Annotated in this window: 7 protein-coding genes; all 7 read right to left on the reverse strand. The window is 45.5% G+C overall.

Translation table 11 applies throughout. The annotated features are described in order from the left end of the window. Positions 1–417: 417 nt before the first annotated feature. Positions 418–3,393 carry a M16 family metallopeptidase gene (locus AABK40_RS10505; RefSeq protein ID WP_338397008.1) on the reverse strand — a complete coding sequence of 992 codons (2,976 nt, stop codon included), beginning with the start codon at positions 3,391–3,393 and terminating at the stop codon, positions 418–420. Positions 3,394–3,562: 169 nt separating this feature from the next. Beyond that, the gene (locus tag AABK40_RS10510) at positions 3,563–4,894 is read right to left on the reverse strand and encodes a quinol:cytochrome C oxidoreductase (RefSeq protein WP_332919952.1); all 1,332 of its coding nucleotides are present in this window, start codon (positions 4,892–4,894) and stop codon (positions 3,563–3,565) included. 53 nt (positions 4,895–4,947) lie between these two features. Next, positions 4,948–5,574, reverse strand: a complete 627-nt coding sequence (locus AABK40_RS10515; RefSeq protein ID WP_332919953.1) for a c-type cytochrome — start codon at positions 5,572–5,574, stop codon at positions 4,948–4,950. Then, positions 5,564–6,127, reverse strand: a complete 564-nt coding sequence (locus tag AABK40_RS10520) for a DUF3341 domain-containing protein (RefSeq protein WP_332919954.1) — start codon at positions 6,125–6,127, stop codon at positions 5,564–5,566. The genes AABK40_RS10515 and AABK40_RS10520 overlap by 11 nt, the downstream gene beginning before the upstream one ends. 1 nt (position 6,128) lies before the next feature. After that, entirely contained in the window at positions 6,129–7,502 is a 1,374-nt protein-coding gene (gene nrfD / locus AABK40_RS10525; protein WP_338397009.1) for an NrfD/PsrC family molybdoenzyme membrane anchor subunit, read from the reverse strand. A gap of 13 nt (positions 7,503–7,515) precedes the next feature. After that, positions 7,516–10,644: a TAT-variant-translocated molybdopterin oxidoreductase gene (locus AABK40_RS10530; protein WP_338397010.1), complete on the reverse strand. Its 3,129-nt coding sequence runs from the start codon at positions 10,642–10,644 to the stop codon at positions 7,516–7,518. Between the two features lie 63 nt (positions 10,645–10,707). Then, complete coding sequence (locus tag AABK40_RS10535) at positions 10,708–11,958, reverse strand: c-type cytochrome (RefSeq protein ID WP_332919957.1); 1,251 nt, start codon at positions 11,956–11,958, stop codon at positions 10,708–10,710. Between the last annotated feature and the right edge of the window lie 717 nt (positions 11,959–12,675).

Here is a 12,675-nt window from a genome sequence, read left to right on the forward strand (position 1 = left end):
TATAGGGTAATAGTTTATCAAATCTATATGCTCAACCAACTGTGTAAAGGCTGGGTTGAAAAATAAAAATATGACGTCTGTCATAATTCATTGCGATAATAGTTAGACTTTTCCTTTCAAGCAATAAAAATCCATGAAAAATATATCTTAACCGCTATTCAATTGAATGAAAGCACGCCAAAACGAAAATACACTGTTTGAGCCCCAACCTTAATAATCCCAACAAAAAGCGCTTCACAACACCATAACGGTCTATTTCCCTCGAAAAAACAATATACATGAGTCAAACAACAAAACATGATGCATATCATTTATATAAATATAATACTATTTTAATGTGTATTTGTTGCCCATTTCGACCAAAAAAAAGAGCCATGGACTACTCCATGACTCTTGTTCATATTGATTCTAATTTAACTATAAGGCTAAATCCTCTTCAAAACCAAAGATTTCCTCCAGGCTAATCTGCTGCAAGTCACCGTATTTCGACAACTCCTTAAAGTCCAAATTCTCTTTTTTGCCGATCACCGCCAAATTGTAATTCCCTCCTTTGATCATCTGCTGCTGAAATTTCATCAGGTCGTCAAGGGTTAATTTTTTAAGCTCGTTATACACTTCCTCAGTCTGATCTTCGGTCAATCCTTTACGGAGCGTGGACTCATAAGCATTCAGTACGCCTGCACGAATCACCCTGCTCGACTCCATTTTCTTGAGCACCGCCACCTTGGAAGCCTCAAAGTTTTTCTCGACCCGAGGAGGGTTATTCAATAGGTCAGTCATGCCTTCAAGGGCATCCTTCAGCTTATCTGATTGCGTGCCAATATAAGCAAACATCATGTCGCGCTTGGCCTTTTCATTGGCAGGGACATAAGCGGCATACACCGAATAAGCCAATGCCTTGGACTCCCGCATCGTGGTGAAGACAATGGATCCCATACCGCCACCAAAATATTGATTGTACAACGTTACCAATGCCGTTTGCTTCGGGCTGTAAGTATCCAGCGGAGCGATCATCACCACTTCCGCCTGGCGCATGTCATAATCTACCCAAAAGACCTGAGGTTTTTCCGCCTCCAAAACCTTAAAGTCCACTTCTTCGGGCAATGCTTTCAAAGTTGCAGGTAGCTGGTGTTTTTCATCCAGCACACTCACGAGCGTTTCCATTTCGAGCGGACCGTAATATTCCACCTTGTGGGTATAATCCAACATATGATGGATTTTATCAATCAGCTGATCTGCTTTCAGTGCTTTTAACTGACTATTGGACAGATCATGTCTTGTTGGCGATTTTTTACCGTAGGCTGCATAAGCCCTCAGGCCAGAAAACAACAGGGCCTGCTTGTTCTTCACAAGGTCTGCACGTTGTTTCAGTTTGCCGTCAATCATGTTGGTCAAGGCCTGCTCATCCGCTTTTACATTTTTGAGCAAATCTTCAAACATTTCCAGTGCAGGCTCAAAATTCTCCGTGAGGCCAGAGAGGCTTACATACACCTTACGGTCGCCGGAATAAACCCCGTAATCACAGCCGAGCTTGTAAAACTCCTGCTTTAAGGCTTCAGCCGAGAGTTTGTCTGTACCAAGGTAAGAAAGGTAGTTTACCGCATGTGCCAACACCGGATCGTTGTTTGAGCCCCTGTCGAGTTGATAAACCAGCGAGAACAAATCATTTTCTGTGTTCTGCTTATACCATACCGCAATATCCTGCTTCATGGCGCCAACGGCCATATCATTCTTGAAGTCCACAAATACGGGCTTCAGGTCGGGCATTGGCTGACCGTTCACTTCCGCAAGGAAAGCCGAAGATTTATCCCTGTTCAGGTGTACCTCTGTGATCTGTGGTTTTTCCACCTTCTGACTCACTTCCTTTTCACCTGTCTTTTTATAGATCACCACATAGTTATCACCGAGGTATTCATTGGCATAATCCATCACATCCTGCTTCGTCAGTGCTTTCATTTGCTCATCATCATCCACATAATCAGCCCAGCTGATATCATTGGTGAAAGCCGTAACAAAGTTGGCCGCACGCTTGGCGTTACTCTCCTGCTCACGGATGGTCGAAATTCGGAAATCGTTCACAATGGCATCAATCAACCAATCATCAAACTCCCCTTTCTTGAGCTTATTGACTTGTTCAAGCAACAGGTCTTTGACCTCTTCGAGGGATTGCCCCTCACGAGGTGCGCCGTGTAAAATAAAGGTCGAGTAATCGTTGTTGGCAGACACATAAGAATAAGGGTTCAGCACCTTCTGCGATTGCGAAAGGTTCAGGTCAATTAATCCCGCACTACTGTTGGAGAGGATCATATCAGCCAGCTTGGCCACCGTCCGCTCTTCCGCCATATTTCCTGGAATTTTAAAGCCTATCTGTACATATTCAGCCTCAGGACCGGTAATGGTTTTCTCCTGAATTGCTGATAATGGTGCAGATTTCTGCTGTTCGTAAGCGGCCAGCGGCTTTGCTTCCCAGCCGCCGAAATGCTCCTGAATTTTAGCGATGGTTTCGTCATAATCCAGATCACCACTCATACAAATCGCCACATTGTTGGGCACATAATATTTGCTGAAGTATGCTTTAATTTTGGTGATCGAAGGGTTTTTCAGGTGGTCAATTGTTCCGATAACCGTTTGCTTACCATACTTATGATCTGGAAAGAGTGTTTTCGACATGGTTTCATAAACCTGCCATCCGTCATTATCAAGTGACCGGTTTTTCTCTTCATAAACCGCCTCAAGCTCGGTATGAAACAAACGGTTGACCTCCATCGAGAAGCGTTCCGCTTCCACTTTCAGCCATTTATCAACAGCATTGGCAGGAATATCATTCACATAAACTGTTCTGTCTTCCGTTGTGTAGGCGTTCGTCCCGGTAGCACCCATACTACTGAGCATTTTATCATACTCATTGGCGATGGCAAATTTAGAGGCCTCAAGGCTTACCTGATCTATCTTCGCATAATAGGCCTTTCTCTCCTCAGGGTCATCGAGGGTGCGATAGTGCTCAAACATCTGCTCAATGCTGTCGAGCAAAACTTTTTCCTGCGCCCAGTCCTGCGTCCCGAACTTTGAGGTCCCCTTGAACATCATGTGCTCGAGGTAATGTGCGAGTCCTGTCGCATCAGTAGGGTCATACTTCCCGCCAGCTTTCACGGCGATGTAAGTCTGAATACGAGGGGTGGCGTTGTATTTCGAAAGGTAAACTTTCAGCCCATTATCGAGGGTGTAAATACGGGCCTTCAGCGGGTCGCCTTCCACATACTGATAGGAAATGCCATTGGCGCCAGTTTCGGTGCGCATACCCGTGCCTGTGGGCTCGCCCTGATGTTCCTGGGTGGCACATGCTCCAAAGAGAAGCCCCATCAGAAGCACCAATAAGTAGGTTGTGTTTTTCATTGAGTCAATTAAAAGTAAATGAATATTGAAATCAATATAAAGTACTAATAATAACATTATAAACGAAATTATTGAACTTTTTAAAGATCAACATTATTGTGCTTTACCATAAAAAAAAGCCCCAGGTCAATGACTGACCTGAGGCTTTACATAAAACTATATGCTCAAATTAAATATGATGATGTTTTGCTTCTTCCATCATTGGATGATTTGGCGCCACCAATGGGTGCTTGGCCAAATTGGTCAGGAATACCCAGATGAAGGCTACGCCGAACACCAGGAAGAATCCTAAATCAATGAAGGTTAAACCGCCGTTGCCTTTCAAAATACCTGGCGCTACCATCAGGTAGAAATCCAACCAGTGACCAGCAATTACTGCCGGACAAGCAATCTTCAGGAACAATCCGTGACGCTTCGCATCGCGGGTCATTAAGAAGAAGAATGGGAAGATAAAGTTGATCGCGATATTAATGAAGAACAATGGCTTGTATGGGCCCGACTGCAAACGCTGTACGTAGTAGATGGTTTCCTCTGGAATGTTGGCATAATAGATCAACAAAAACTGAGAGAACCACAAGTAACACCAGAATACAGAGAAGGCGAATACATATTTACCCAAATCATGGATATGGTTTGAGTTTACTTCTTTCAAGTAACCGTTTTCTTTCAGCAACACCACCGACATACAAATAAATGCCAGGCCAGTCACCCACCAGGAAGCGATCACATACCAACCGTAAAGGGTCGAGAACCAGTGTGGGTCAATCGACATCAACCAGTCCCATGATGCCGTTACACCAGTAACCGCAAAGATGATGATGTAGATGGCCGACAACTTACGGCCTTTGAACCAGTATTGGTCACCACCGTTGGCATCTTCTGCCAAGGCGTTTTTCTTCAGCTGGAAGAACATTACAATCCATAATGCTACATAAAGCACCATACGAACCACAAAGAATGGGAAGTTCAGGAATACCTTTTTACCATCCAGGATAGGATCGTATTCAGGGGTTCCCTTCACATAAAGGTACTCGTGCGTCCAGTGGAACAAATCATGGTTGGCTACCACAGAGATGATCACCAACAAGATTGCACCAATTGGCAACCAGTTACCCATCGCCAAAGGAATACGCTGAACGGGCGCCGACCAACCTGCCTGAGCGGCATATTGTACAGCAAAGAACAGAATACCTGCGGCTGCGATTCCCAAAAAGAATACGGCATTATGCCATAATGAGGCTTTCACGCGCTTGGTCCAGGAGAATTCCTCGTGGTGACCACCAGCGGCGTGCTCATCGCCATGCGAAGCGTCAGCATGTGCGCCATGCGCATCATGTCCTGCAGTTTGCTCCACCTTCGGAGCGTGATCAGCATGGGCGTCGTGATGACCACCACCCATAATGCCCATCGCAAAACCGATGATCAAAAACAGGATACCGGCAATGGCCACCCCGATCAACGGTTTTTTAACTGCAGCGCTAAAGTCAAATTTTTCAGTCATGATGTTAGCTATTTCTTAGGCAAGGCCGAAGCCCTGCCGTTGTTTCAAAAAAATTATTGTTTTTGCAGTTGCTGAACGTAAGTAACAATCTCCCAACGCTCCTTCTGATTCAGCTGAGAAGCGTGAGCACCCATACGTCCTTTACCGTGCGTGATCACATGGAAAATATGACCTTCGGAAACTTCTGCCACACGACCTTTAGAATAAGAAGGCACCCCTTTGAATACCTTACCTACTTTACCGTCGCCTTGCCCGGCACCACCATGGCACTGCACACAGAACTTGTTATAAAGGGCACGGCCATTCTCTACCATTGCTTCGGTTTTCTCGAATGGGTTCGTTACCACTTTACCGGCATATTCCAGGCTGTCGGCAGGCAAACGATAAGGCAACAAGCCGTTTTCGTCGCGCTTCACCGTACCGGCCACAGGCTCCCTCATGTTCATGTTGTTCGGGTTGTTTACGTTGGAGTTAAAAAACTCCCCTAAACCATCCTCACGGGTAGAAAGCCATGATCCTGCCTCTTTGTTATCAATTTGCTTGAGTGGCTCATAAGCTACAGAGTGGTACATATTTGGTGCATATTCCACTCCTTGGTTATCGCCATCAGCCATGGTACAACCGAACATTGCGGTTGCTGCCAAGGCACTCATCCATAATGTGTTCCAACTAAACCGCATATTCTTCTTGTTGTTTTTCGTTGTTCAAACCACGATTGCTGTCATTGACCTCCGAAGCACCGGAATCTTTGATAATCTGGCGAAGCACTTCTTCGTCCATTTTATTCTTGTCCAAATCAACAATCATCACATGCTTGTCATCCGTTTGGCGCACGTCGTAAACTTCTGCCGTGGCGTAAGGCTTCAGCCCCACCATCACGAAGAAAGTCCCTACCATGCCAAAGGCCGCCAATAGTACCGTCAGCTCAAAAGTAACGGGAATAAAATCCGGGAATGCGATATGATCTTTACCACCAATAATCATTGGCCAGTCAATTCCCATCATATAGGTCATCATCAAAAGTGCCAGCGTAGTGCCGAGTCCTCCGAAAAGGAAAGCAGCGATAGGCAAGCGAGAACGCTCGTAACCCAAAGCGTGCTCAAGCCCGTGCACAGGGAAAGGTGTAAACACCTCATAGATTTTGACATTATTGTCACGCACCTTCTTCACTCCGTGAAGTAGCACGTCCTCATCATCATAGATGCCGATCAAATAATTCTTTGGAGCACTCATATTATTTCTTGTCAGCGATTTCACCAGAAGAAGATTTCAAAACAGACTTCACCTCCGCCATATTAATTACCGGGAAGAACTTCGCGAAAGCAAAGAACAGGGTAAAGAACAGACCGAATGTGAACAGGTAGAAGCCTACGTCATACCGCGTTGGGTAGAACATTGCCCACGATGAAGGCAGGAAGTCACGGTGCAAAGACGTTACGATAATCACGAAACGCTCAAACCACATACCGATGTTCACGATGATCGACAAAATGAATGTCAGCTTCAATGAACGACGAACTCTCTTAAACCAAAAAGCTTGAGGAGATATAACATTACATGCCATCATTGACCAGTAAGCCCACCAATAAGGACCAGTCATACGGTTAATAAATGCATATTGCTCGGCTTCTACACCTGAGTACCATGCCACGAAGAACTCCGTGATGTAGGCACAACCTACGATAGAACCGGTCGTGATAATCACGTAGTTCATGTACTCGATGTGCGTCATGGTGATGTAGTCTTCCAATTTATACACCTTACGGGTAACCAACATCAGCGTCAATACCATCGCAAAACCAGAGAAAATTGCTCCGGCTACAAAGTATGGCGGGAAGATGGTAGTATGCCATCCAGGAATAACAGAAGTCGCAAAGTCAAAAGATACAATGGTGTGTACCGACAATACCAATGGTGTTGCCAGACCAGCCAAGATCAATGAAACGGCTTCATAGTGCATCCAGGCTTTAGCTGAACCACTCCAGCCCATAGACAAGGCACCGTAGATGGCTTTAGAGATTGGGTTCTTTGCACGGTCACGGATGGTTCCGAAATCAGGAATCAAGCCGATGTACCAGAATACCAGCGATACCGAGAAATAAGTCGAGATCGCGAAAACGTCCCACAAAAGTGGCGAGTTGAAGTTCACCCAAAGTGAACCAAAGGTATTCGGTAAAGGCAAAGCCCAAAGAAAACCGATCCATACACGGCCCATGTGAACCAATGGGAACATGGCCGCACAGATTACGGCAAAGATGGTCATGGCCTCGGCCGCACGGTTAATTGAGGTTCTCCATTTCTGGCGGAACAACAACAATACTGCTGAGATCAGGGTACCGGCGTGTCCGATACCTACCCACCAAACGAAGTTGGTGATATCCCAGGCCCAACCAACTGTCTTGTTCAGTCCCCACATTCCGATACCGTCCCAAAGGGTACGGTACACAAAATAGGAGCCGAAAAGCAGCAAAGAGATGGAGGCTACCATGGCCACCATCCACGATTTCGTCGGGGCTTGTTCCACACGCGAGCAAACGTCTTCGGTTACGTCGTGGATGGTTTTTCCACCGGTAACTAAGGGCTCGCGAACAGGTGATGTTACTTGCATATCTAAAATATTTTTAAGCCTGAACTACTTCTTTTTTGTCTTTATTTCGGATTTTGGTCATGTAGAACACGTTCGGCAATACATTAATCTCTTCCAAGACATTGTATGCACGCTCTTCGCCTACCTCAACAATCGTTTCCACCTTATCCGTACGCTCTTTCTTCAATTTCAAAGTTTTTGAAATCTGCGAGTTTGGATCATTGATATCACCAAACACAATCGCCCCAGCCGAACAAGCCGCTGCACAGGCAGTGGTTACTTCTCCGTCTTCAATGCGGCGACCTTCTGCTTTGGCACTCAGTTTACCTGCCTGAATACGCTGCACACAGAAAGAACATTTTTCCATTACACCACGCGAGCGAACGGTAACATCCGGGTTCAATACCATTTTACCCAAATCGTTATTCATCGACAAGTTCTTATCGAACTGCGTGTTGTCGTGGTATTTAAACCAGTTGAATCGACGTACTTTGTACGGACAGTTGTTCGCACAGTAACGCGTACCGATACAACGGTTGTAAGTCATCTGGTTCAGACCTTCCGAAGAGTGTGTTGTTGCAGCCACCGGACAAACCGTCTCACAAGGAGCGTTATTACAGTGCTGGCACATCATAGGCTGGAATGTAACCTCTGGGTTATCAGAAGCCTCCTCAAGTCCTTTATGGTCTGATGGGTCCGCATCAGAAGAATAGTAACGGTCGATACGCAACCAGTGCATTTCACGACGCATCAATACTTCTTCTTTACCCACAACAGGCACGTTGTTTTCTACATTACAAGAAACCACACAAGTACCACAACCATTACAGGCGTTCATGTCAATGGCCATCACCCAGTGGTGATTTTCATATTTATGACCGTTCCAAAGCGTTACTGCATTTGGTTTTACTTTACCGTCCACAGTGGTAATTTCAGGACTCACACGACCCGCTGAAGCATCTTTTTGATACTCGGCCAAAGTTGTTTCCTGAATCACATTATGGCGATTCATGTAAGTATGGTGCGTCTGGGTTTGTGCAATGCGGTACTTCTCACCGGTTGGCTTCAAAGAAACCCCTTTGGTGATATAGTAATTGGCAAAGCCGTTAACCATCGTTACCAATGGGTTGGCATCAACACCTACACCGTCAGCCACACGGCCGGCAGCGGTACGTCCGTAACCCAATGCCAAACCGATCGACCCTTTGGCCTGACCTGGCTGCACCATTACAGGCACGTTCATTTTCTGACCACCAACCGTCAGTTCCACCATCTGAGAATCTCCCTCAAACATTTCAATGCCGAATTCCTTCGCCATCGCCTGTGAAACCGTCACGTAGTTGTCCCAAGTCGATTTCGTTACCGCATCAGGAAGCTCCTGCAACCAAGGGTTGTTGGCCTGAACACCAGTACCGATACCGAATTTGGTATAGATCGCCAATTCAACCGCTGCAGGTTTGTAAGTAGCGGCCACTTTCTTGGCGCACACTACTGGGTTTCCTGTAAACGGAATGGCTTCGGCAGCATTTTTACCTTTAGCAGGCTCAAATACACCGTCGTATAATGTTTTATCCCAGAACATCTGGAAGTCCGCCTGCTCCGATTGCATCGGGAACAAAGTCGCTTTCCAGTTATTTTGAAGATAAGTGTAATAGTCTGTTTTCTCTCCTGCCCATGCAAGGAAGGATTCCGGCATCTGGCGTGTGGCAAATAATGGCGAGATCGTTGGCTGAGCCAAAGAGTAGAAGTTCGGAACAGGTTCCGCATCATTCCACTGCTCCAAAAAGTGATGATCCGGAGCAACATAAGTTACCGCCTCAGTGGTTTCATCTTTTCGGTCTGAAGTAGAAACGGTCAGGCTGGCCTTTTTCAATCCTGCCTTGATCGCCGCCCCTTGAGCGTGATCATAAACCGGGTTACAGTTCAGGAAGAACACCCCTTTATACTGGCCACCGTTCAATCCTTTCACGAAAGCACCGAAAGCCATATCATCTCCCTGGCGGGTCAGGTTAGGCTGATTCAGGTTGATCGTGGTGGTATAGTTGCCCAGCATCTCATTGATACCGTTCACCAATACCTGAACGTAAGGATCATTTACTCCTGCTACTACCAATGATTTCCCTTTGGCTGCCCAAAGGTCCTTGGCCATTTTATCAAAATAAGAAACGTTCGCTTTACCTGCTGAAACCGCTGGGCGGTTTGCCTTTTTGGCAATGGCATTGTAAAGATTCACGACTGCCACAGGAATCATCGATGGCTGTACAGCCGAGCGGTAATCCGCATTGGCGCCGGTCATCGACAAGTTCGCTTCCACCTGGTAGTGGCGCGACATGTTTCTATCTTCTTTGGTTACTTTTTTCGTCGCTGCATATTGAGCTGAATGCGCAATTGGATTCACCCAATTATTCATAAAGTCGGCATCAAAACTTACGATCACTTCTGCTTTCGAGAAGTCGTAAGAAGGGACCACCTTGCGGCCGAAAGACCATTCGTTGGCTTGTGCAATTGCGGCTACAGAAACAGGATCATAAGAAACCATCTCTACGTTACCATATTTGGCAGCAAAAGCATTCAGCACCTTCTTGGTCGTTGGCGAGATAATCGAATGGCTCACCAAAGCGATCTTTCCACCCTGACTGGCGATTTTCTCCAGTCCAGCGGTAACCTCTTTATCCAGATCAGCCCAGCTCACCTGCTGCCCACCTTTTTGTGGTGCCGTGAAGCGGTGCTTGTCATAAAGGCTCAACACAGAAGATTCCACCTGTGCATTTACACCACCAAGTGTAACGCTCGAAAGCTTGTTACCTGCTAATTTGATCGGGCGACCCTCGCGGGTTTTTACCACTACCGATGCGTAATCACCACCCAGCATATAGGTAGAGGCATAGTAGTTGGCTTTCCCTGGATCTACATCCACAGGCTTATTCAAATATGGGATTGCTTTTCTTACCGGTGCCTCACAAGCGGCCAAAGCTGCTGCGGTCACGGAAAAGCCCATCATTTTCAAAAAATCTCGACGGGAAGGTCCGCCCTCATCGCCTGCACGCTTGGATTCGTTGATCGGTAAGTATTCCGAAAATTCCTTATCAGCATGCTTAACGAACTCAGGATCGTTTTTCAACTCTTCGATCCCTTTCCAATATCTTTTATTCGTTTTTTCCATTGTTGTGTAGTTATAGTATGTGGTTCAACACTGCCCAACCGGGGGCAGTCAACACCATCGCTACTAATAATGACATTTAGAACATTCTAAGCCGCCAATGTCTTCAACACGCATAGGCTCTTTGCTATGCTCTGCGTGAAGCTCTACTAACTTATCGTAGTAAGCATTGCCTTTGCTATTGACTTCCGTCTTGCGGTGACAGTCAATACACCAGCCCATCGTAAGAGGAGCTTCCTGCTTAACGACTTCCATCGTCTGTACTTCACCATGACATTGCTGACATTCCAAACCGCCCACTTTTACGTGCTGCGAGTGATTGAAATAAGCCAGATCCGGCAAGTTGTGAATACGAACCCACTCGATCGGCTGATTGCTCTCGACTGCGGCATAGATCTTTTGGATCTCTGGAGAGTCGGTTTTAATCGCCGAATGACAGTTCATACAGATGTTGGCAGAAGGAATGTTGGCATTTTTTGATTTGGTAACCCCTGTATGACAGTAGTTACAGTCAATATCGTATTGTCCGGCATGCAATTCGTGAGAGAATGCAATAGGCTGCGTAGGCGCATAACCCTGCTGAACACCAACATAGAAAAGAGAATCAATAACCGTTTTAGTGATCACTGCAATAAACAGGATCGTCATGATGGCAATCATCGGTTTTGATTTGAATACATTCGCAAGGCTGAAACGCTGTGCGATAATTTCCTGATCCTCGGCGTCCAGTTCAGATTTCTGCTGCAAGTACTGGGTCAATACTCGAACAATCATCGCAAGGACAATCAGGATCAATACCAAAATCACCAAGTTGATGATCAGGGCATACATCACAAAATCAGACACCCCTTCTGCAGGAGCTGCCTGAGCACCTTCGGCTCCTGCTGCCGGCGCGGCATCAGCAACTACGGGCGCTTTACTTGACTCCTGCTTTACGTAAGCAACAATGGAGTTGATCTCTTCATCAGAGAAATCAAAAGAGGTCATCTCTGTTTTGTTGTACTGCTCGTACAATTTCACAGCATACTCATCTCCACTTTTGATTACCTTCTGGGAGTTTTTGATAAAGGCATGCAGCCATTCCAACGGACGCCGCTCGTGCACATTCTTTAGTGCTGGTCCAACGACCACCTCATGGACCGCATGGCAGACGGTACAGTTATTCTCAAAAAGAGATTTACCTGCTGAGATGGATGCCTCGTCCGTCGGGAGTCCGTCCCCTCCGGCAGCATCCTGAGCGTGCGTGCCAGCCGTGAAGCTGAGCATCAACAGCACCGTGAATGCCAAACGAGAAAAAAAAGTTTTAAACAACATCATAGCGATTAATAAGAAGCATTGAGTTTTATGTTTTCGTCTAAAAAAGACTTCGGTTATTTCAAATCTAACACGACCTTAATTCATTTCATAATAGGATCAATTCGGGCATTTCATCAGGCAAGTACAAACGGGCACCCAAAACACTGATATTTGTTTGAAATAAAGGTATTTAAAGCCCTCGGGGGGATATAAAATATAGTTATTTAGAATTATTATAAATTGTCTTTTTTTAGATAAATACCATTCAAAAACATGATTATCGTCATTTCAACGACAAGCATCCGCTATTCAATCAGCGCCCTAAGGTCAGAATTTAAGTAAAAAAGAATAATTATCATTGTTCAATAGTCTAAAATAGACATTGTCGTTAAAATTACCCTAAGTCACAAAAACAGCCCAAATTCCGCAATTCACAGCATAAACGCCAAAAACGGCATTCCTATTCAGCTTTCGACTGATATTATCAGTAAAACTATTTGTCTAATACATCCCAAGCCCATTAAGGCAAAAATAAAGTACACCCTCGGGCTTGTCTGATATATACTTTCATGGAAAATGTTTGCGCTTTTAAGCTAAAAAACTGACAATAAATTCGTCAAACTCTATCTATTTTGATTAATTAATTGATGTTTTTTATTAAATTCGGTGAACAAGCAAAGAAACGCTAAAAAACATGGCGTAAGCAGCTCCTGCACGATACATTCAATCAATCATGAC

The organism is Persicobacter psychrovividus, from assembly GCF_036492425.1.
Classification (GTDB): Bacteria; Bacteroidota; Bacteroidia; order Cytophagales; family Cyclobacteriaceae; genus Persicobacter; species Persicobacter psychrovividus.